The sequence below is a fragment of the Streptosporangium lutulentum genome (genome assembly GCF_030811455.1).
GTDB classification, from domain to species: domain Bacteria; phylum Actinomycetota; class Actinomycetes; order Streptosporangiales; family Streptosporangiaceae; genus Streptosporangium; species Streptosporangium lutulentum.
The window spans coordinates 8,276,642-8,297,756 of sequence record NZ_JAUSQU010000001.1; the positions used below are offsets into that span (position 1 = coordinate 8,276,642).

A 21,115-nucleotide genomic window follows, 5' to 3' on the forward strand; every position below is an offset into this window, starting at 1 on the left:
ATGCCCGCCCGTCGGACCAGCGAATTCAGGCGAATGGTTCATTGTCCGGACAAGTGTCGTTCATCGTAGATTAGGCCGGTGCCCATAGGGTCCGGCGCGAAAGGATCACACACCCCCTGGAGGATCCTGTGGCCAACCCGTCACCGCGTCGACTGCTCCCTTTGCTCGGAAGTTCACACAAGGGCGGACGCAGCTCGCTCACCTGCCGGTTCCGCTGCGGTAACCAATGCGCCCACGAGGTGCCGAACACCAGCGACAACGCCTACTTCGGCGATGTGGTCGCCGACGTGATGTCCCGCCGTGGCGTGTTGCGCGCCGGAGCCCTGGGCGCGCTCGTGGCCGGGGTGGGGGCCACGACGGCCCTTCCGGCCGCGGCCGACCCCGATGCCGGGGCGAGGAACTCCGGATTCGGCGGTGGCCACGGTCACGGTCACGGCAAGGACGGCGACCTCCGGTTCGCCGCCGTTCCTCCGAACACCGACGACAGACTGACGGTTCCCTCGGGTTACGCGTCGGCGGTCGTGGTGCGCTGGGGTGACCCGGTCCTGCCCGGAGCCCCGGCGTTCGACTTCGAGCGCCAGACCGCCGCGGCCCAGGCCGCGCAGTTCGGCTACAACTGCGACTACGTGACGTTCTTCCCGATGGGTGAGCAGCGCGGCCTGCTCTGGGTGAACCACGAGTACACCGACGAGAATCTGATGTTCCGCGGCTACACCGACGGCAGCGCGGCGACCCCGGAGCAGATCAAGATCGCGATGGCCGCGCACGGCGGCTCGGTGGTCGAGGTCGAGCGGGCCGGCAGGTCCGGCCAGTGGAAGCTGATCACGCAGGGCCGGCGCCGCTACAACCGGCGCGTCACCGTGCACACCCCGATGAGGTTCACCGGCCCGGCGGCGGGCAGCGACCTGCTGAAGACCGCCGCCGACCCGGCGGGCGTCAAGCCGATCGGCATGCTGAACAACTGCGCCGGCGGTACCACCCCGTGGGGCACCGTGCTGAGCGGCGAGGAGAACTTCAACCAGTACTTCGTCAACGGCAACGGCGTGCCCGAGGCCCAGAAGCCCTTCCTGACCAGGTACGGCGTGAGCGCCACGACCGGGATCCCCAGCGGCAACCGCCGGTTCGACCGGGTCGAGGAGCGTTTCGACCTGGCCAAGCACCCCAACGAGATCAACCGGACCGGCTGGATCGTGGAGATCGACCCGTTCGATCCCGACTCCACCCCGATCAAGCGCACCGCGCTCGGCCGGTTGGCCCACGAGGGCGCCACCACCTCCCTGGCCGAGGACGGCCGGGTCGTGGCCTACATGGGCGACGACTCCCGGTTCGAGTACGTCTACAAGTTCGTCTCGAAGAATCGCTACATCCGCGGCTTCGACCGGCACAACCGGTCGCTGCTGGACGAGGGCACCCTGTACGTGGCCCGGTTCACGGGGGACAGCCCCGCGGCGGAGATCGACGGCAGCGGGAAGCTCCCCTCGGACAGGTCGTTCGACGGTTCCGGCACATGGATCCCCCTGGTCAGCGGCAACGTCTCGCACGTGCCGGGGATGACCGCCCAGGAAGTCCTCGTCTACACCCGTACGGCGGCCGACAAGGTCGGCGCGACCAAGATGGACCGGCCCGAGGACGTGGAGCGCAACCCCGTCACCGGCGGCGTCTACGTGGCGCTGACCAACAACACCAACCGGACCCCGGCCCAGGCGGACGAGGCCAACCCGCGCGCGGCCAACAAGCACGGCCACATCCTGGAGATCGTCGAGCGTCGCAACGACGCCGGCGCCACGACCTTCGCCTGGTCCCTGCCGCTGGTGTGCGGTGACCCGAGCGACCCCTCGACCTACTTCAGCGGATTCGACAAGGCCAAGGTCTCGCCGATCTCCTGCCCGGACAACGTCGCCTTCGACGCCGACGGCAACCTCTGGATCTCCACCGACGGCAACCAGCTCGGCGCCCACGACGGGCTGTTCGTCATGCCGGTCCGCGGCTCCGAGAAGGGGTACCTGCGCCAGTTCCTGAGCGTTCCGGTCGCCGCCGAGACCTGCGGCCCGCTGATCACCGACGATCAGCGCAGCGTCTTCGTGGCCGTCCAGCACCCGGGCGAGTCCACCGGCGCCACGCCCGAGGCCCCCACCAGCCACTGGCCCGACGGCGGCACCAGCCAGCCCCGCCCGTCCGTCGCGGTCGTCTGGCACAAGCAGGGCAAGAAGATCGGCTCCTGATCCCGCCGACGGCTCGCGCTTCCTGTCACAGGAGGCGCGAGCCGTCCCGCGGGTTCTCCCGCACCGGTACGGCGGGGCCTACGCCACCGTCACGGCGGGGCGCTCGGCGGTCGTCTCCGGGTCCGCCGGGCGCGGGGTTCGCAGGGCGAACAGGCTGACCGGCACGCCCACCAGCACGATGGCCGCCGCGATGACCAGTGTGGACTGGTAGGCCTCCAGGAAGGCCGTCAGCGGCTTGGCGCCGTCCGCGACGAGCGAGGTCTGCCGGGCGTTGAGAATCGCCCCGAGGATCGTGATCCCGAGCAGGCCGAAGATCTCGCGCGAGACGTTCAGCACGCCCGAGGCGACCCCGGTCCGGCCCGCGGGGAGCGTGCCCAGGATGGCCGTGGTGAGCGGCACCAGCAGCCCGCCGCCCAGTCCGTAGACCAGGAACCACGGCAGCAGGTCACCGAGCGACCCGCCCTCCCCGATGAACGAGATCCCGAACACCGCCACGGCCATCAGCAGCAGCCCGGCCGCCACGGTCGGCGCGGTTCCGGCGATCCGGCTGATCCTGGGAGCGAAGACGGCGGTCACGGCCATCACCAGCGCCATCGGCACGAAGGCGACTCCGGCCTCCAGAGGGGAGAAACCCAGCGCGTTCTGCAGGTACAGCGCGGTGAAGAAGTAGATTCCGAACACCCCGAAGGACCACAGCCCCATCGACAGGGTGCCCCCGCTGAACACCCGGGACCGGAACAGCGACAGGTCGATCATCGGCTCCCGGCTCCTGATCTCGGTCACCACGAACGCCAGCGCCGATGCCGCCGCGATCCCGAACGCGCCCAGAATCTCCGGCGAGGTCCATCCCGCCCCCGAGCCCTCGATCAGCCCGTAGGTCAGCGCGAACAGCGTCAGGCTCGATGTCACCAGGCCGGGAACGTCCAGGTTGCGCCGTACCCGATCCTGCGTGGGCACCCTGATCGCCCACAGCCCGAGCCCGAAGGTCACGATCCCGATCGGCACGTTGATCAGGTAGATCCAGCCCCAGTGCCAGCGCTCGCTGATCAATCCGCCGGTCAGCGGCCCGAGGGCGAGGGCGAGCGCGCCCACCGCGCTCCACAGGCCGACCGCCGTCGCGCGCTCCCTCGCGTCGGGGAAGGTCGAGGTGAGCAACGCGAGCGCGGTGGGTGTCAGGAACGCGGCCCCCACGCCCTGCACCGCCCGGGCGGCGATCAGCATGGTGCCGTCCGTGGCCATCCCGGCGGCGAACGACGCTACGGTGAACACGACAAGGCCGATCATGAAGACCCGCCGCCGCCCGAAGACGTCGGCCAGGCGCCCACCGGCCAGCATCAGCCCGGCGAAGACCAGGATGTAGCCGCTCACGATCCATTCGAGCCCCGAGATGCTCAGCCCGAGGTCTCGCTGGATGGTCGGCAGCGCCACGTTGACCACGTTGTTGTCGAGATAAGTCATGAAGGTGGCCAGCGCTACCGCGCCCAGCGCCCACCACCTGCGGTTGTCCGTCACTCCCACTCCTCTACGGCGTACTTGTACGACGTACATGTACATCGCATAGTGGAACCCGTACGACGTATAGTTGTCAAATGTGATGGGAAAACTGACGCGCGAGGTGGTCGTCGAGCAGGCGCTGGAGATCGGCGACGCCGAGGGGCTGCAGGCGGTGACCATCCGGCGGCTCGCCCAGGAGCTGGGGGTCACCCCGATGGCGCTGTACTGGCACTTCAAGAACAAGGAACTGCTGGCCATCGGCATGGCCGACCACCTGGTCGAAGGGTTCGTGATCGAGGAGGACTACGCCAGTCCCTGGCAGGATCAGCTTCGTGAGCTCGTCAGCGGTCTCGTCCGAGTGCTCCGGCGTCACCCCTGCGCGGCGGAGGTGCTGAGCGAGGTTGACCACATGGCGGTGCCCAGCTTCCTGCGGGTGTGGGACACCAGCCTCGGTCTGGCCAAGCACGCCGGCTTCTCCTACGAGGAGAGCTGCCTGATCTCCAAATACCTGCTCCAGGGAGCGATCGCCCTGGCCGCGGGTCCGATGAGCCACCACCGGCCCGGCCTGTCGGACCAGGAGAGGGCCGATCGCCTGCGCCTCAAGCGCGTCACCCTCCAGTCGCTGCCGCCGGACGTCTACCCGCACATCGTGGAGATGGCCGTCCCCCTCGCCGAGGGCGTCAGCGCCGAGCTGTACGACACCTTCGGCGTCGACCTCCTCGTGACGGGCATCGAGAGTCTGTCCGCCCGCCGTGGTGAGGGCTGAAAGGTCAGACCCTCCCCTGGAACCGGCGGCGCCGGAAGGACAGCCAGACCAGCGCGGTGCCGAACAGGACGGCCCCCAAACCCGTCAGGACCCGGATCGTCAGCTCCCGGCCGTCGACACCGGTGAACGGCAGGGCGGGGGCCTCGCCGGGGCCGGAGTCCACCGAGCAGGGGCCGCCGGGCCCGGAGTTCGACGAGCACGAACCGCCGGGACCGGAGTTCGACGATTCCGCCGAGTCCGAGCCACCGGACTGGACGTTCACGGAGTTCGAGTCGCCGGCCCCGGAATACCCGGGCGAAGTGGGCGTCGGGGTGGGCGTCGGGGTGGCGGGGAGCACTCGCACCGAAACGCTGGTGGACGACGAAGCGGACCTGCCCCGCTCTTGGGCGCGCTTGCCGTCGGAACTGTCGTCGGGCCCCGCCGAGACGGCCGCGAAGCCGGCGTCAGTGTGCGCCAGGGCGGCGGAGGCGGCCAGCACGGGTACGGCTGGCCAAAAGGCAAGAGTAATCAGCACTCGACGAGCACGCATTCCAGTTCCCCCCGCAAAGGGCGCCCGCTGTTCGTCGAGTGCCGATCAATGATTCTCCGCCTCGCCGCCAGTCATACCCGCTTCATGGGCGTTATCCCGGTGATTCCAATTTATTACTCACCATTACCCACCTTTCGGGCGGCATTTCTCGGGCGGGCCAGTATCGCGAACAAGGCACCGCAGAGAGCGACGGCGAACAGGACGGAGTAGGTCTTCTGGAAGCCTGTCATGAGCTGGTCCACGGCGACGGGCGACACACGAGACAACGTGCCCGCGTAGACCTGCCCGTGCAGTTCGGAGCTGACCGAACCGGTGAGGACGCTCAGGGTGAGGGCGACGCTGAGCACGGCCCCGACATTCATGATCATGAGGCGGAAGCCGTTCACCACGCCGAGGCTCCCGGCGGGCAGAGCGGTCATGACCTGCGTGGTGTTGCCCGTGAGGAAGGTGCCGCTGCCGCAGCCGCAGAGGAACAGGCCCGCCCCGATGATCCAGTACGGCGTGTCCGGATCGGTGTTCACCAGCAGCACGCCCAGCCCGGTCGCGCTCAGCAGGGAGCCTCCGACGGACAGCGCGTAGGGAGGGACCCGGCGCCCGAGGGCGCCCGTGATCGGGGAGGCGAGGGCCATGCCGATCGGGACCGGCAGCACGCCCAGAGCGGCGGTGACGGCGTCGACGCCCATGGCCGCCTGGAAGTAGAGGGCGACCAGCAGGATCAGCGCCGCGCGGGCCAGCGCGTTGCAGAAGGAGGCGAGGTTGGCGAAGGCCAGCATGCGTTCGCCGAACAGCCGCACGTCCAGCACGGGGTGGGGCGCCCGGCGCTCCACGACGACCAGGACCGGGATCAGGACCGCCGTGATGGAGGCGCCGACGATCACGACCGGGCTGGACAGGCCTCGCGATCCCGCCTCGGACAGCGCGATGAGGGCGGCGGAGAGGGCGGCGAACACGATGAGGTTGCCGAGCGCGTCCACCGGCCGGCGCGGCCCCCTGGGGACCCGGCGGAGGGTGAACGCGCCCCAGACGAGGGCGATCAGTCCGGCGGGCACGTTCACCCAGAAGATCCACTGCCAGCCCGCGGTCTCGGCGACGAGGCCGCCCAGGGTGGGACCCGCGAGCTGGGCGACCGAGAGCGTGCCGATGTAGACGCCCATGCCCTGGCTGAGACGGTCGGGCGGGAAGGCGTCAGTGATGATCACTGTCCCGTTCGCCAGGATCATCGCCGCTCCGACGGCCTGAACCGCCCGCATCGCGATCAGGAACCAGATGCCGGGGGACAGCCCGGCCAGCAGCGACCCCAGGGTGAACAGGACGAAGCCGGCCAGGTAGATCTCTCTGCGCCCGAGCAGGTCGGCCACCCGGCCGAAGAACACGAGCGTGGCGGTGTTGACGAGCAGGAACGCCAGCAGGACCCATCCCGCGGCGAACGCGTCCGCGTGGAAGTGCCTGACCACGGTGGGGAGTGCCACGTTGAGCGTGCTTCCGGAGATGCCGATCATCACCAGGCCGAGGCTGGTGACCGAGCAGACCCGCCACGCGTAGCGGAGTTTGGATATGTATTCGGGGGAACCGGGCAGGTCTTGGGGGATTGCGACCATGAGTCCCAGTCTGACGTACGCCGTACAGCGATCTTCGGGAAGATCGAATCAGGGGACGCGCACGTCCCCTGGGTCCACGGCACGCGCCTTCCCGCGGGCCGTTCCCATCACCCTGTCACGGCCGTCCGGCCGACGTCAGCGAGCTCGTTTGCGCAGGCCCTCCATGTCGTGGACGATCACGCGGCGGCGGCCGGTCTCGATCAGGCCGCGGTCCCGCAGCGAGCGCAGGGCCTTGCTGACCGCCTCGCGGGAGGCTCCGGTCCAGCCGGCCAGCTCGTCCTGGGAGAGCGGCAGCGCCACCCGGACCGCTCCGTTGGACATCTCCCCGTACCGCTCGGCGAGTTCCAGCAGCCGGGTCGCCACCCGGCCCGTGGTGTCGAACGCGCCGTACTCGATCCGCTTGCGGTCCGCGTCGCGCATCTTGCCGATCACCATCTGCATCAACATCACCGCGACCCTGCCGTGTTCGTGCAGGTAGCCGGAGAAGTCGCGGATCGTGACGCCCTCGACCGGCTCCAGCGCGGTGACCGTGGCCGATCTCGGCAGGCCGTCGATCGCCGCGAACTCACCGAGCAGCGCGCCGGGCCCGCGCACCGCGAGGACGACCTCGCTCCCTCCCTCGGTGTGCGAGGAGACCTTGACGCGGCCCGAGGTGAGGACGAGCACCCAGTCGGACTCCTCGCCCTCGGTGCATATCGTCGCTCCCCTGTCCCACTTCCGGGGCCGCCCGGCCGCGTACAGGGCAGTGGTTTCGGCTTCGGTGAGTCGAGTGACGAACTCGCCCGGTTCGGGTGTGGAACTCATGAGCACCTCCTGGCGGTGTCGGTTGTCTTCGTACGGCTCGCGGGTCGACAGGCGTTTCTACGGCAACGCGGACAGTACATAGGCGTTGACGGACTGTTCCTTGCCCTTGAGGCTGAGCCAGCCCAGCGAGTGGGTCGTGGCCCCCGGACCGATCTGGTCGAGGGTGCTCTGGCCGATGACGACGGTGCCGGGATCGGCGACGCCTTCCAGCCGGGCGGCCACGTTCACGCAGTCGCCCATCGCGTTGAACCCGCGCAGTTCGGGACTGCCGATGTTGCCGACCAGGGCGAGCCCGGTGTTGATCCCGATCCGGAACCGAGGATAGCCCGGCATCCCCCTGGCGATCTCCTCGGCCGCCTCCTGCATGGCCAGGGCCGCCTTCGCCGCGGACAGGGCGTGGTGGGGCTGCTCGGCCGGCGCGTTGAACAGCGCCAGCAGCGCGTCACCCACGAACTGCACGATCGTGCCGCCGTTGCCGAGCACGATGGGCACGGCCGCCGTGTGATACCGGTTCAGCATCTCGACGATCTCGCCGGGCGCCGCCTGCTCGGAGAAGCTCGTGAAGCCCTTGAGATCGGCGAAGAGCGCGGTCAGTTCGACCAGCTTGCCGCCGAGCGCCGCGGTCTGGGGGTCGGCCAGCAGGGAGTTCGCCACGTCCGGGGACATGTACTGCCGGAACAGGGTCGACAGCTCCTGGTAGAGCCGGGCGTTCTCCAGGGAGATGGACATCTGGCTGGCCAGTGTGGCGGCGAGCGCCTCGTCCTGCGGGGTCCTGCCCACCGGCACCTCCAGGGCGCCGGCGAGCACACCCTTGACGGTGAGCGGGTGGACGACCGTTCCCTCGCGCCGGAGCGGCCGGTTGTCCGGGAAGTCCTGCTTGGAGTATTCGTCGGAGCCGACGGTGAGCCGCCCGTCCGAGACCAGCTCGATGCGCACGTCCCCGTACGCCTGCCGTACCCGCTCAAGGCCCTGGGCCAGCATCTCGCCCTCGGGCAGGCCGACACGGGCCTGGTTGCCCGTGTCGACCAGCGCGGCGAGCCGTTCCGTCAGCTCACGCTCGTTGGCGAGCGCCTCGCCCGCCCGGTCGAGCACCGCGGCCTGCGCCTCGGTGAGCCCGAACTTGCCCGCCAGCCTGTTCGCGATCGGGACCTTGCTCTCCGCGCTGTTCCTGAGGTGGCCGACGAGCTCCTCCAGGGCCGCCTCGTAGTCGGCCCTGATCTTCTTGACCGTCGCCGACAGCGCCACCGAGTCGAACAGCCCCGCGCTCGATCCTTCTCGCCGGAACTGCATGTAGGCGCTGTAGGCGACGAAGACGAAGGCCAGGGTCAGCAGGATGTGCCAGAGCCACCACGACAGGTGCCAGCTGCGGTGGGTCATTCCGGCGACCATCGTCTCGGCGAGCAGCGCGTAGGCGGTGACCAGGCTGATCAGCATGGCCGCCGGGCGCTTGCGGTGGAGCTGGAACATCATGACGGCCGCCGCCACGTACAGCGCGACCCCGACCAGCTCGATCGCGCCGAGGCCGGCGCCCTGCGCGGGGGGCTTGCTGCTCAGAAAGGTCACACCCGGCACCAGCGAGGTGATTCCCCAGGCGATGAGGGCGAGGACGAGCCCGCCGCTCAGCCACCTCTGTGATCTCAGTACCGCCTGGGCCGCCCGCTCGCTCAGCGGCAGCGCCGAGGCGAAGGCGATCACCGAGGCGAAGAGCAGGCCGATCGGGTGGGCCAGGTCGAACCCGTAGTTCGGCCCTTCCAGAATGATCCTCGGCGTGGACAGGCCGTGCATCAGGAAGAATCCCGCGGTGCCCAGGAACACCAGCGAGACGAGGAACAGGCGGGCGTCGTTCCGCCGCGCCGACGCCTGGTTGATCATGGCGCCCAGGACCAGGTTGATCGCCGCCACCACGATGATCAGCCAGAAGTGGCCGAGGTTGTCCTGCCACATGACGTCCAGGGTCTCCGGATTGGCCAGCAGCAGCCAGAGCCCGATCATCGGCAACGCCAGGTGCAGCATCCAGACCACCGTGCGGACCGGCTGCGTCGCCGGTGGCAGATATGGTCCCTGTTTGGCACGATCCTCGACGGGCAGGCCCGTCAAATCGATGGTCGGCACGGTGGCCTCCGTGTCTTGGGGAACCCTTGGAAGGTTCCCGATCTGCCGGCCCACGCCCACGGGCGAGGTTCCCCCCGAACGATCTGATTATCCCGTATGTCGCTGGTCTGGGCATCGGGACCGATAGCCACCCCTTTGTGAACGGGGTGCTTTCGTGTTCACTAGTCTCCGATTCATGAGCATTCACTATGACGTCGTGATCCTCGGTGCGGGCTCCGGAGGATACGTGGCCGCGATCCGAACCGCCCAGCTGGGCCTCAGCGTCGCGGTCGTCGAGAAGCGTTACTGGGGTGGTGTCTGCCTCAACGTGGGATGCATTCCCTCCAAGGCACTGCTGCGCAACGCCGAACTCGCCCACATCTTCACGCACGAGGCCAAGACGTTCGGCATCCAGGTCGAGGGGAAGGTCACCTTCGACTACGGCGAGGCCTTCAGGCGCAGCCGTAAGGTCTCGGAGGGGCGCGTCAAGGGCGTGCACTACCTGATGAAGAAGAACGCCATCACCGAGTACGACGGTCACGGCACCTTCACCGACGCCAACACGATGGAGGTGGCCCGCACCGGCGGCGGCACGGAGACGCTCACGTTCGACCACTGCATCATCGCAGCGGGCGCGACCACGAGGCTGCTGCCGGGGACGACGGTGAGCGAGCGGGTGGTGACGTACGAGGAGCAGATCCTCAGCGAGAAGCTTCCCGAGAGCGTCGTCATCGCGGGTGCGGGCGCGATCGGGGTCGAGTTCGCCTACGTGATGCACAACTACGGCGTCAAGGTGACGATCGTGGAGTTCCTCGACCGCGTCGTCCCCCTGGAGGACGAGGCGGTCTCGGCGGAGCTCGCCCGGCGCTACAAGCGGCTCGGCATCGAGGTGCTGACCTCGACGCGCGTGGAGTCCATCGACGACTCCGGCGAGAAGGTGCGGGTGACCGTCTCGCGCGACGGAGGGCAGCAGGTCCTCGAAGCGGACAAGGTGCTGCAGGCGATCGGCTTCCAGCCTCGCGTCGAGGGGTACGGGCTCGACCGTACCGGGGTCGCCCTGACCGAGCGCGGCGCCATCGACATCGACAGCCGGGGCCGTACGAACGTGCCGCACATCTTCGCCGTCGGCGACGTGACGGCCAAGCTGATGCTCGCGCACGCCGCCGAGGCCATGGGGATCGTCGCGGCGGAGACCATCGCGGGCGCGGAGACGATGGAGCTCGACTACGTGATGATCCCGCGGGCGACGTACTGCCAGCCCCAGATCGCGAGCTTCGGTTTCACCGAGGCGCAGGCCCGCGAGCTGGGCTTCGACGTGAAGGTGGCCACGTTCCCGTTCACCGCCAACGCCAAGGCCCACGGCATGGGGGACGCCGCCGGATTCGTCAAGATCCTCAGCGACGGCGAGCACGGGGAGCTGATCGGGGCCCACCTGATCGGGCCCGAGGTCACCGAGCTGCTGCCCGAACTGACGCTGGCCCAGCGGTGGGACCTGACGGTCAACGAGGTGGCGCGGAACGTGCACGCTCACCCCACGCTTGGCGAAGCGGTCAAGGAGGCGATCCACGGGCTGGCGGGTCACATGATCAACATGTGAGCTCGGGCCGGTCGTCGTCCGCACGGTGCGGGCCGGTCGTTCTCCGGACCCCGGTGGCTCCTCCGGGCGTTCGGACGGACTCATCGGTTTTTCCGACTTTCGATGGGCCCGTCCTGGTCGATGACGGGGGTACGGCTCGTGCGAGCCGTACCCCCGCACCATGTCGTCCATCGGGACGGCATGCCGTCCCGGAACCCGGTGAAGGTTCGTGGTCACCGCACCGGTCGATTGAAGATGCCCGATATAACGGCATTAATGGCCAATTGCGAATTAGAAGGCATTTATCAGCCCGTATGCACCGGATAGATCGGTCGGCGGGCGGAGACCGGGAACCTCTTCGCTGACTCATGATTCGCCGTTTCGCGCCTGGTGGGCGAGATTTCCCTCGGCGGTCTGATCATTCCAGGTGCCGTCAGTCCGGACGGGCAGTCAAACTCTGAGTTTCCCTTCGAATCCAAAGCGTGACATTCCATGCGACAACCATTGGAACGATTGAAGCGTGTACTACCTGTATCTCCTCAATCACACCAGACTCTGGTGTCGCAGAAAGGAAGCCCAGTGGCTTTCAAGTTGCCGGGCGTGCGCCCGCTCGCCGTCGTGGCCGTCGGTGTGCTGGCCGGATCCCTGCTCACGATGGGCGGCAGCGCCGTCGCGTCGTCGTCGTCGGCAGGCGCCGAGATTCACGCGTGTGTGCACAAGAAGACGCGCTACGCACGGATCGTCAACGTCACGACCGTGTGCAAGCCGACCGAGATCCGGGTGAAGTGGGCCCAGAGCGCCGGCGGCAGTTCCCAGAGCTTCGCGACCGCCGGCCCGCAGGGCCCCCAGGGTCCCGCGGGCAGGACCGGTGCCACCGGACCCGCCGGACCTACCGGACCTACCGGCTCGCAGGGCAGGACGGGCTTCAGGGGCAAGAACGGCATCCAGGGTCCGGCCGGTCCCATCGGCCCGAAGGGTGTTGACGGTAAGGACGGCGTCCAGGGCCCCGTCGGCCCGAAGGGTGCGGACGGCGCCGACGGCAAGATCGGCCCCGAGGGTCCCGCCGGTCCGAAGGGTGCCAACGGCACCGACGGCAAGGACGGCAAGGACGGCGCTCCAGGCACCAAGGGCGCCAACGGCGAGCAGGGTCCTCGCGGACTGCAGGGCCCGAAGGGTGACACCGGCGCGCAGGGGCCGAAGGGCGAGCCCGGATCCGGCAAGGGCGGAACGCTGAGCGTGCGCACCGAGTCCGGTTCGCTCAGCAGCGGCGGCGGTACGGCGACCTGCGACTCCAACGAGGTCGCGACCGGCGGTGGCTTCTTCATCAGCGACGACGACTACGTCGCCTCGGCCTCCATGCCCAGCGGCAACGGCTGGAACGTGAAGATCAACAAGCTCCCCTCGGGCGACGACAACAACCGTAACGGCGTCAGCATCAGCGGTGGCGGCGGCTCCAAGGGCACCGTCTACGCGGTCTGCGCCAAGAAGAGCTGATCTCTCCCGGCCCACGCCACCCGCATGACCAGCCAGGCCCCTCCCGCTCGCCGGAAGGGGCCTGGATGCCTTCCACCGACCACATCATCTGAGCGGTGATTGATCTGTGGCGATCGGCCACGGGGCTTCCCGGAGATGCTTGCGGGACGCGGCGTATCCGCCCGCAATGGCGAGCATCGCGGCGAACACCAGCATCGTCGTAGAGACGCTCAGATATTGCAGCATGAGGCCGGCGCCGACCGCTCCGAGCGGTCCGCCCAGGCCGAAAAGCATGCTCGCGGCCGCGATGACCCTGCCCTGCCTGTCGTCCGGGACTCCGCGAAACACCAGCACGTCGATGAGGACGCCGAGGGCCGGCACGCCGAGCATCGCGAAGCCCAGCACCGCCATCACCCACCATGGCCCGAACGGCAGCACGAGTGCCGCGAACACCGGTACCTGCATGACCACAACACCGACCAGCAGTACACCAGGACGTAACCGACGGTGGAGCGGACCGACGAGAGCGGCGCCCGCCAAGCCGCCAAGCGCCAAGCCGGCCATCACCGTTCCGATGATCCACGAGGGGGTGTGCTGCCGTTGCAGGATGATCGTGGAGATCAGGACGAGCGGGGCGCCCGCGGTGTTGAGTGCGATGGCGGCCAGGGTGGCGGCGCGCAGCACGGGGTCGTCCCACAGCGCCTTGACCCCCGTCAGCATGCCGCCGGCCTCATTCTCCGGTGCCGGATCGGCCGTCGACGAGGTGATCCGCGCAGGGGTGCGGACGATGAGGACGCAGAACCAGGACACCGCGAAGCTCACGGAACAGAAGAGGAACGGCAGTATCTGCTTCAAGCCGTACAGCAGTCCGCCGAGAGGAGGGCCGGCGAGGCCTGCGGCACTGTTACGGACCTCCTCCTGGGTCAGGGCCGCGGTCAGCTGGCTGCTCGGCACTACGGCACGCACCACGAGCATGCGGGCCGGTCCCCCGAACGCCGAGCCGGCGCCCAGCACGGCGGCGGCCACCAGGAGGTGAACCATCGTCAGATGACCGGCCATCAGGGCCACCGCGACACTGCCGGCGGTGAGCGCGCGCCCCCCTTCGGCGAGGAGGAGAACGCGCCGGCAGTCCCAGCGATCGACCACCTCACCTGCGGGCAGCGCCAGCACCACCCCTGCCAGCAGCTGAACGAACGCGAACAGGCCGGCTTGGGCGGGTGATCCTGTCACCGCGAGGATCACGAGCGGGTAGGTGACCTCCGCAGCCTCGCCGCCCAGGAAACCGACCGTCGACCCGATCCACAACAACTGGAAGCGCCGGTTGCGCCGTAGCGGGGGAAGCGGCTCCCCTGCCACCGGGGCAGCCTCGGTACCTTCGGCGGACGACATCACGTTCAGCTCCTCATAAATGTTCTCGTAGGAGTAATCATTCACGCTGACGTTAATGGTGTCGCAGAGAAGAATCAATGGCAAGATGGTCGGCATGGTGCTTCCAACGGCAGCGGTCGGCGACCCTGCTCCGGTCCGCCTGGTCAACGACGTCGAGACGCTGCGGGTGCTGTCGGACCCGCTCCGGTTGGCCATCCTCCGGCTGTTGATGCGCGGTGCAAGCCACGCTCCGCCGATACTGTCCGTCAAGGAGATGGCCGCGGAGCTGGAGGAGCCGCCCACCAAGCTGTACCGGCACATCAAGCAGCTGGAGGCGTGCGGCCTCATCGTGGTTGCCGAAACCCGGCTGGTGTCGGGAATCGTCGAATATCGCTACCGAACAGGCCAGTTCGGTCTGCGCTGGGACAGCGCGCTGGTCGGCCAGGCCGCCGACCCGTCCGACCTGCTGGCCATCGACATGGCGAGCTGCGAGAGCTTCCTCCAGGACTATGCGGCAGCCGTGACCTCGGGCAAGGTCCGCATCGAGCAGCAGACGTCACCTGAAACGCCGTACCGCAACCCGGTCAGTGCGGTGGTCGAAGCTCGGCTGTCCCCCCAGCGGGCCACGCAGCTGCGCGACCGCCTCGCCGCCTTGGTCGATGAGTACTTCCACGGAAGCGACGACGAGGACGGCGTACCCGTCCACATGTCCCTCATCTTCTACAGCCCGGAGGAGTAGCCGCGAGGCGTCTGCGCCTGCTGCGCGGCAGACGCCGCGTTCGGCTTCTGATCGACGAAGGGGGTACGGCTCGTACGAGCCGTACCCCCTTCCGCGTGCGTGAGAATCAGCCGAAGATGCCCGGCAGGGTGGCCGTGTGGGTCTCCCGGAGCTCGGTGATCGGAACCTCCAGGACGTTCTCGATCGTCAGCGCGGTGCCGCCGGTGGTGCCCAGGCCGTAGCAGGGCACCTCGTGGGTGGCGCAGAGCTCCGCGAAGGCGTTGAACGACTCCGGCCTCACGGTCACCAGCGCGCGGGCCGACGACTCGCTGAACAGGTCCACGAACGCGTCGTCGCCCGTCAGGGAGACCGTGCAGCCGATGCTCTGGGCGAGGCAGGCCTCGGCCAGGGCGATCGCCAGACCGCCGTCGGACAGGTCGTGGGAGCCGGTCAGCAGACCCCGCGAAGCGGCCTCGGTCAGGACGAGCGACAGGTCGCGCTCGGACTCCAGCTTGGCCTGGGGAGGCAGACCGCCGAGGTGGCCGTGGGTCACGTGGGCCCACTCGGAGCCGCCGAACTCCTCGTCGGTGTCGCCGAGCAGGATGACCTTGTCACCGTCGCCGGTGAAGCCCGTCCGGACCCGCGTGGCCACGTCGTCGATCACGCCCAGCACGCCCACCACCGGGGTCGGGTGGATCGGGGTCGATCCGGTCTGGTTGTAGAACGACACGTTGCCGCCGGTCACCGGGACGCCGAGGATCTTGCAGGCGTCGGCCAGGCCGCGTACGGCCTCGGAGAACTGCCACATGACCTCGGGGTCCTCGGGGGAGCCGAAGTTGAGGCAGTTGGTCACGGCGAGCGGCGTGGAGCCGGTCACGGCCACGTTCCTGTACGCCTCGGAGAGCGCGAGCTGGGCCCCGGCGTAGGGGTCGAGGCGGGCGTAGCGGCCGTTGCCGTCGGTGGCCAGCGCGATGCCCCTGGTCGTCTCCTCGGCGCCCGGCATGACCTCGCTGATCCGCAGCACTCCGGCGTCGGCGGGCTGGGCCAGCACCGTGTTGCCCCGGACGTAACGGTCGTACTGGGAGGTCACCCACTCCTTGGACGCCAGGTTCGGCGAGCCGAGGAGCTGCAGCAGCGTCGCGCGCAGGTCCGCGGGGCGGTCGAGACGGCCGGGGTCGTCGCCGTTCAGCGCGACCTGGCCGGCCGGCTCGTGGAACGGGCGCTCGTAGACCGGGCCCTCGTCGACCGCGGTGCCCGGCGGGATGTCCACGATGGTCTCGCCGTGCCAGGTCATCACCAGGCGGCCCCCGTCGGTGACCTCCCCGATCACGGTCGAGGGGATGTCCCACTTCGCGCAGATCGCCATGAAGGCATCGATGTTGGCGGGGGTGACGATCGCCATCATGCGTTCCTGAGACTCGCTCATCAGGATCTCCTCGGGCCGCAGCGACGGATCGCGCAGCGGGACGAGGTCCAGCCTGACGTCCATGCCTCCGGTGCCCTTGGCCGCGAGCTCGGTCGTCGCGCAGGAGACGCCCGCGGCGCCGAGGTCCTGGATGCCGACGACGACGTCCGCCTGGTAGAGCTCCAGGCAGCACTCGATCAGGAGCTTCTCCATGAACGGGTCGCCCACCTGGACGCTGGGGCGCTTGGCCTGTGACTCGTCCTCGAAGGTGGCCGAGGCCAGCACGGACGCGCCGCCGATGCCGTCGGGGCCGGTCAGCGCGCCGAACAGGACGACCTTGTTGCCCGGCCCGGGGGCGACGGCCAGCTTGATCTGGTCCTTGCGGAGCAGGCCCACGCAGAGCGCGTTGACCAGGGGGTTGCCGATGTAGCAGGGGTCGAAGACGACCTCGCCGCCGATGTTGGGCAGGCCGAGGCAGTTGCCGTAGTGGCTGATGCCCTCGACCACACCGGGCAGCACCCGCCTGGTGTCGTGGGCGTCCGCCGCGCCGAAGCGCAGCGCGTCCATCACCGCGATCGGCCGTGCGCCCATCGACATGATGTCGCGGACGATGCCGCCGACGCCGGTCGCCGCGCCCTGGTGCGGCTCGACGTAGGAGGGGTGGTTGTGCGACTCGATCTTGAAGGTGGCGGCCCAGCCGTCGCCGACGTCCACGACGCCGGCGTTCTCACCCATGCCGACGAGCAGGGCCTCCGACTTCGGAGCCTTGGTGGCGAACTGGCGCAGGTGCACCTTGGAGGACTTGTAGGAGCAGTGCTCGCTCCACATGACGCTGTAGATGGCCAGTTCGGAGCCCGTGGGCCGGCGGCCGAGGATCTCGCGGACCCGCTCGTACTCGTCGGTCTTCATGCCCAGCGCGGCGTACGGCTGCTGCTCGTCGGGGGTGTCCTCGGCCCGCTTGACGGTGTCGAGACTCATGCGTTCACCAAGCTCTTCAGGATGGAGGAGAAGAATCCGCGGCCGTCGGTGCTCGGAGCGCCGGTGAGGTCCTCGACGGCGTGCTCGGGGTGCGGCATGAGCCCGACGATGTTTCCCGCCTCGTTGCGGATGCCCGCGATGTCGTTGAGGGAGCCGTTGGGGTTGCCGCCCGTGTAGCGGAAGACGACCTGGCCGCCCGCCTCAAGGGCGCTCAGGGTCGCCTCGTCGGCGACGTAGCGGCCCTCACCGTGCTTGATCGGCAGGACGATCTCCTGGCCCTCGGTGAAGTCCGAGGTCCAGGGGGTGGTGTCGCTCTCCACCCGGATGCCCTGGTCACGGCAGATGTAGTGCAGTCCGGCGTTGCGCATCAGCGCGCCGGGCAGCAGGTGGGCCTCGCAGAGGATCTGGAAGCCGTTGCAGGTGCCCAGAACCGGCAGGCCGGCCTTGGCGGCGGGAATCAGCTCTCCCATCAACGGTGCGAATCTGGAGATCGCCCCGCAGCGCAGGTAATCTCCGTAGGAGAACCCGCCTGGCAGGAAGACCGCGTCCACACCCTTGAGATCGGCGTCCGCGTGCCACAACGGGACGGCTTCGCCGCCCGCGTGACGTACGGCGCGGGCCGCGTCCTGATCGTCAAGAGTTCCGGGAAAAGTGACGACGCCCACGCGGGCAGCACTCATGGCAGCGTTCCCCTCCACAAACGAGCACCGCGCCGACGTCTCACACATCGGACGTTCGGTCTGCGGCGGTGCGTCCAGGCTATCCGCTCCCGGGGGAAGGTCACACGCGGACTCGTCCAGGCATACGGCTCACCGCGCCCGGGGTCGGCCCGGGACGCGGCGATTCGGACGGTTCAGACGGTTCAGACGGCGGTGAGCACGCGGTCGTCGAGGAACCGGGCGTCCTCGTCCCAGTCGAGATGCTTGCGCAGGTGCACGATGGTGCCCCTGCCGGGGGCGATGTCGAAGGAGATCTCGTCCACCACGGCCTGCATGATGAGGATGCCCCTGCCGTTCTCGACGTCCGTCGCCGGATAGTGCTCCGGCACCCGGATGATTCCCTGGCCCTTGTCGATGATGCGGACGTCGCAGCGGCCGTAGCCGATCGCGGTCTCCACCTCGTAGCGGTTGGCCGGTCCGCCGTGGCGTACGGCGTTGGCACATGCCTCGGTCACCGCGAGGAGGATGTCAGCGACGCAATCCTCGGTGACGCCGAGCGAACGCAGGGAATCACCCAGCGCTCTGCGAACCATCGGAATGCCGATGGCCTCCCTCGGTAGAGCCAGCGAGAACTCCATGTTCACCGGTTTCCCTCCCGGGCGAGATGTCACCCAGTGAAGGCTTCCCTACAGAATCGGGGCTAACCGCAAAATAACCTTAATGTTATTTAGGGGTGGTCAAGCCGTGGGATTCCGTGGCACCCGAAGCGCGATTTAACCGGATTCGAGGAAATCTGATGTGTGATATGTGACGGCCTACGCGTCGACGGTAACCGTGTAGTCCTCGATCACCGTGTTGGCGAGCAGGGTTTCCGCCATCTTTCGGACGTCCGCAAGTGCGGCCTCGTCGGCGGGGCCGTCGAGCTCCACCTCGAACCGCTTGCCCTGTCGTACCGCGGAGACACCGGAGAAGCCGAGCCGCGGCAGGGCCCGCGCGATGGCCTGCCCCTGCGCGTCAAGAATCTCGGGCTTCAGCATGACGTCGACGATGACGCGCGCCACGGTGTTCCTCCTGGTTGTAGCGGAGACGGTCCGGCGCCTCAAGAGTAACGGGCCCACCCGGCACTTCGGCGCGGGGGCCAGACTCCTATCGTGCGAGGGTGAAGAACGAGCACGCGGGGAACGGGGGATCTCATGGACGTCGAGATGGGTCTTGCGCATAGGTATGTGACCTCTGCCACGATGTCCACAGACGCGGACGAACCACCACCAAACGGGTCGAATGCGTCGCTGATCGGCCGGACAGAGGTGGCGAACCCATCCCGACGGCCCCGAGCACACAGGAGCGGCACGTGACAGCCGACGCCTCTCGTGGTGCGGAAGCACCCCCAGAGTTTGTTCAGTTGCTGACCCCCGAAGGAGAGCGGGTCGAGCATCCCGACTACGACATCGATCTGACGCCGGAGGAGATCCGCGGTCTTTACCGGGACCTCGTCCTGGTCCGCCGGATCGACCTGGAGGCCGTGGCCCTGCAACGCCAGGGTGAGCTGGGAATCTGGGCCTCCCTGCTCGGACAGGAGGCCGCGCAGATCGGCTCGGGCAGGGCGCTGACCGAAGCGGACATGGCCTTCCCGACCTACAGGGAGCACGGCGTGGCCTGGTGCCGGGGGGTGGACCCGGTGAACCTGCTCGGCCTGTTCCGCGGGGTCAACCACGGCGGCTGGGACCCCGCCGAGCACAACTTCCACCTGTACACGATCGTGATCGGCAGCCAGAACCTGCACGCGGTCGGTTACGCCATGGGCATCCAGCGCGACAGCGCCGAGGCCGCCACGATCGTCTACTTCGGTGACGGCGCCACCTCCCAGGGCGATGTGAACGAGTCGTTCATCTGGGCCTCGGTGTTCAACGCGCCGGTGGTGTTCTTCTGCCAGAACAACCAGTGGGCCATCTCCGAGCCGCTGGAGAAGCAGTCCCGCATCCCGCTGTACCGCAGGGCGAGCGGATTCGGATTCCCGGGTGTCCGGGTCGACGGCAACGACGTCTTCGCCTGCCTCGCCGTGACCCGCAAGGCTCTGGCCGACGCCAGGTCCGGACAGGGCCCGATGTTCATCGAGGCCTTCACCTACCGGATGGGCGCCCACACGACCTCCGACGACCCGACCCGCTACCGGGTGGCCGCCGAGCTGGAGGCGTGGAAGCTCAAGGACCCGATCGAGCGGGTCCGGTCCTACATGTTCAAGAACCAGATCGCCGACCAGGAGTTCTTCGACGCGATCGACGCCGAGGCCGACGAGCTGGGACGCGACGTGCGCAAACGCTGCCTGGCACTGCCGGACCCCGAACCGCTGGCCATCTTCGACCATGTCTACGCGGAGCCGCACAGGTTGATGGACGAAGAGCGCGCCCAGTTCGCCGCCTACCTGGAGGGGTTCGAGGGATGAGCACCCTGACGCTGGCCAAGGCACTCAACGAGGGCATGCGCAAGGCCATGGAGGACGACCCCAAGGTCCTCGTCATGGGCGAGGACGTGGGCAAGCTCGGCGGAGTCTTCCGGGTGACCGACGGGCTGCAGAAGGACTTCGGCGAGCAGCGGGTCATCGACACCCCGCTGGCGGAGTCGGGCATCATCGGGACGGCCATCGGTCTCGCGCTGCGCGGATATCGCCCGGTCTGCGAGATCCAGTTCGACGGATTCGTCTTCCCCGCGGCCGACCAGATCATCACGCAGCTGGCCAAGATGCCGCTGCGGTCGCTGGGCAAGCTCAAGCTGCCCGTCGTGGTCCGGATCCCCTGCGGCGGCGGCATCGGCGCCGTCGAGCACCACAGCGAGTCGCCCGAGGCCTATTTCACGCACACCGCGGGCCTGCGCGTCGTGGCCTGCTCCAACCCCTCCGACGCCTACGAGATGATCCAGCAGGCGATCCGGTGTGACGACCCCGTCATCTTCTTCGAGCCCAAGCGGCGCTACTGGGAGAAGGCGGAGGTGGACGTCTCCGCCTCGGCCGACTCCGCGTGGCTGCCCCTCGACCAGGGCAAGGTGGTGCGACCGGGTGCCGACGTCACCCTGCTCGCCTACGGCCCGATGGTGAAGACCTGCCTGGAGGCGGCGAAGGCGGCCGAGGACGACGGCCGGTCCCTGGAGGTCGTGGATCTGCGCTCACTCAACCCGCTGGACGTCGGGCTGGTCGTAGAGTCGGTACGGAAGACCGGACGATGCGTCGTGGTGCACGAGGCTCCGGTTTTCAACGGCTTCGGGGCCGAGCTCGCCGCCCGGATCACCGAGGAGTGCTTCTACAACCTGGAGGCGCCGGTGCTGCGCGTGGGCGGGCCGTCCACGCCGTATCCGCCCTCCAGGCTGGAGGACCACTACCTGCCCGACCTCGACCGGGTCCTGCACGCCGTCGACCGCGTGTTCGCGTTCTGAGAAGGGGG

Annotated in this window: 17 protein-coding genes; 7 read left to right on the forward strand and 10 right to left on the reverse strand. The window is 68.6% G+C overall.

Annotated features, from left to right (window positions below):
- Nucleotides 1-128: 128 nt before the first annotated feature.
- Nucleotides 129-2,222: a PhoX family protein gene (locus J2853_RS37390; RefSeq protein WP_307565700.1), complete on the forward strand. Its 2,094-nt coding sequence runs from the start codon at nt 129-131 to the stop codon at nt 2,220-2,222.
- A 78-nt stretch (nt 2,223-2,300) separates the two neighbouring features.
- On the opposite strand, the gene J2853_RS37395 is transcribed toward J2853_RS37390, so the two are convergent.
- Complete coding sequence (locus tag J2853_RS37395) at nt 2,301-3,734, reverse strand: DHA2 family efflux MFS transporter permease subunit (RefSeq protein ID WP_307565702.1); 1,434 nt, start codon at nt 3,732-3,734, stop codon at nt 2,301-2,303.
- A gap of 82 nt (nt 3,735-3,816) precedes the next feature.
- On the opposite strand from J2853_RS37395, the gene J2853_RS37400 reads away from it, so the two are divergent.
- Nucleotides 3,817-4,482 carry a TetR family transcriptional regulator gene (locus J2853_RS37400; RefSeq protein ID WP_307568952.1) on the forward strand — a complete coding sequence of 222 codons (666 nt, stop codon included), beginning with the start codon at nt 3,817-3,819 and terminating at the stop codon, nt 4,480-4,482.
- A gap of 4 nt (nt 4,483-4,486) precedes the next feature.
- Here the strand turns inward: J2853_RS37400 and J2853_RS37405 are convergent, their stop codons facing one another.
- The 4 genes from J2853_RS37405 to J2853_RS37420 form a co-directional block, all read right to left on the reverse strand.
- Complete coding sequence (locus tag J2853_RS37405; protein WP_307565704.1) at nt 4,487-4,996, reverse strand: hypothetical protein; 510 nt, start codon at nt 4,994-4,996, stop codon at nt 4,487-4,489.
- A gap of 128 nt (nt 4,997-5,124) precedes the next feature.
- Nucleotides 5,125-6,609 (reverse strand): MFS transporter, encoded by a 1,485-nt coding sequence (locus tag J2853_RS37410; protein WP_307565705.1) that lies wholly within the window; start codon nt 6,607-6,609, stop codon nt 5,125-5,127.
- Nucleotides 6,610-6,744: 135 nt separating this feature from the next.
- Nucleotides 6,745-7,413: a Crp/Fnr family transcriptional regulator gene (locus J2853_RS37415; protein WP_307565707.1), complete on the reverse strand. Its 669-nt coding sequence runs from the start codon at nt 7,411-7,413 to the stop codon at nt 6,745-6,747.
- Nucleotides 7,414-7,470: 57 nt separating this feature from the next.
- The gene (locus J2853_RS37420) at nt 7,471-9,525 is read right to left on the reverse strand and encodes an adenylate/guanylate cyclase domain-containing protein (RefSeq protein WP_307565709.1); all 2,055 of its coding nucleotides are present in this window, start codon (nt 9,523-9,525) and stop codon (nt 7,471-7,473) included.
- A gap of 175 nt (nt 9,526-9,700) precedes the next feature.
- Between J2853_RS37420 and lpdA the strand changes: the two genes are divergently transcribed.
- Together lpdA and J2853_RS37430 are read left to right on the forward strand one after the other, a co-directional pair.
- Complete coding sequence (lpdA, locus tag J2853_RS37425) at nt 9,701-11,101, forward strand: dihydrolipoyl dehydrogenase (RefSeq protein ID WP_307565711.1); 1,401 nt, start codon at nt 9,701-9,703, stop codon at nt 11,099-11,101.
- A 558-nt stretch (nt 11,102-11,659) separates the two neighbouring features.
- On the forward strand, nt 11,660-12,574 hold the full coding sequence (locus J2853_RS37430) for a collagen-like domain-containing protein (protein ID WP_307565713.1): 915 nt from the start codon (nt 11,660-11,662) through the stop codon (nt 12,572-12,574).
- An 84-nt stretch (nt 12,575-12,658) separates the two neighbouring features.
- Here the strand turns inward: J2853_RS37430 and J2853_RS37435 are convergent, their stop codons facing one another.
- Nucleotides 12,659-13,987: an MFS transporter gene (locus J2853_RS37435; RefSeq protein WP_307565715.1), complete on the reverse strand. Its 1,329-nt coding sequence runs from the start codon at nt 13,985-13,987 to the stop codon at nt 12,659-12,661.
- A 49-nt stretch (nt 13,988-14,036) separates the two neighbouring features.
- Here J2853_RS37435 and J2853_RS37440 point away from each other — a divergent pair, with 49 nt between their 5' ends.
- Nucleotides 14,037-14,660 (forward strand): winged helix-turn-helix domain-containing protein, encoded by a 624-nt coding sequence (locus tag J2853_RS37440; RefSeq protein ID WP_307565717.1) that lies wholly within the window; start codon nt 14,037-14,039, stop codon nt 14,658-14,660.
- Between the two features lie 106 nt (nt 14,661-14,766).
- On the opposite strand, the gene purL is transcribed toward J2853_RS37440, so the two are convergent.
- The 4 genes from purL to purS all read right to left on the reverse strand — a co-directional run bounded on the left by purL (nt 14,767) and on the right by purS (nt 18,742).
- Nucleotides 14,767-17,022, reverse strand: coding sequence for a phosphoribosylformylglycinamidine synthase subunit PurL (gene purL / locus J2853_RS37445; protein WP_307565719.1), 2,256 nt, complete (start codon nt 17,020-17,022; stop codon nt 14,767-14,769).
- Nucleotides 17,019-17,702: a phosphoribosylformylglycinamidine synthase subunit PurQ gene (gene purQ, locus J2853_RS37450; RefSeq protein WP_307565722.1), complete on the reverse strand. Its 684-nt coding sequence runs from the start codon at nt 17,700-17,702 to the stop codon at nt 17,019-17,021. The genes purL and purQ overlap by 4 nt, the downstream gene beginning before the upstream one ends.
- Nucleotides 17,703-17,884: 182 nt before the next feature.
- The gene (locus J2853_RS37455) at nt 17,885-18,319 is read right to left on the reverse strand and encodes an ATP-binding protein (RefSeq protein WP_307568954.1); all 435 of its coding nucleotides are present in this window, start codon (nt 18,317-18,319) and stop codon (nt 17,885-17,887) included.
- 177 nt (nt 18,320-18,496) lie between these two features.
- Nucleotides 18,497-18,742: a phosphoribosylformylglycinamidine synthase subunit PurS gene (gene purS / locus J2853_RS37460; protein WP_110704633.1), complete on the reverse strand. Its 246-nt coding sequence runs from the start codon at nt 18,740-18,742 to the stop codon at nt 18,497-18,499.
- A 290-nt stretch (nt 18,743-19,032) separates the two neighbouring features.
- Between purS and pdhA the strand changes: the two genes are divergently transcribed.
- On the forward strand, nt 19,033-20,124 hold the full coding sequence (gene pdhA, locus J2853_RS37465; RefSeq protein ID WP_307565725.1) for a pyruvate dehydrogenase (acetyl-transferring) E1 component subunit alpha: 1,092 nt from the start codon (nt 19,033-19,035) through the stop codon (nt 20,122-20,124).
- The gene (locus tag J2853_RS37470; RefSeq protein ID WP_307565727.1) at nt 20,121-21,107 is read left to right on the forward strand and encodes an alpha-ketoacid dehydrogenase subunit beta; all 987 of its coding nucleotides are present in this window, start codon (nt 20,121-20,123) and stop codon (nt 21,105-21,107) included. Before pdhA ends, J2853_RS37470 begins: the two co-directional genes overlap by 4 nt.
- The last annotated feature ends 8 nt before the right edge of the window (nt 21,108-21,115 follow it).

Coding starts and splice junctions, on each gene's coding strand:
- purL (WP_307565719.1), bottom strand. CDS start 17,022: ATGAGTCTCGACACCGTCAAGCGGGCCGAGGACACCCCCGACGAGCAG.
- J2853_RS37470 (WP_307565727.1), top strand. CDS start 20,121: ATGAGCACCCTGACGCTGGCCAAGGCACTCAACGAGGGCATGCGCAAG.
- lpdA (WP_307565711.1), top strand. CDS start 9,701: ATGAGCATTCACTATGACGTCGTGATCCTCGGTGCGGGCTCCGGAGGA.
- J2853_RS37400 (WP_307568952.1), top strand. CDS start 3,817: ATGGGAAAACTGACGCGCGAGGTGGTCGTCGAGCAGGCGCTGGAGATC.
- purQ (WP_307565722.1), bottom strand. CDS start 17,702: ATGAGTGCTGCCCGCGTGGGCGTCGTCACTTTTCCCGGAACTCTTGAC.
- J2853_RS37410 (WP_307565705.1), bottom strand. CDS start 6,609: ATGGTCGCAATCCCCCAAGACCTGCCCGGTTCCCCCGAATACATATCC.
- J2853_RS37415 (WP_307565707.1), bottom strand. CDS start 7,413: ATGAGTTCCACACCCGAACCGGGCGAGTTCGTCACTCGACTCACCGAA.
- J2853_RS37440 (WP_307565717.1), top strand. CDS start 14,037: ATGGTGCTTCCAACGGCAGCGGTCGGCGACCCTGCTCCGGTCCGCCTG.
- J2853_RS37455 (WP_307568954.1), bottom strand. CDS start 18,319: ATGGAGTTCTCGCTGGCTCTACCGAGGGAGGCCATCGGCATTCCGATG.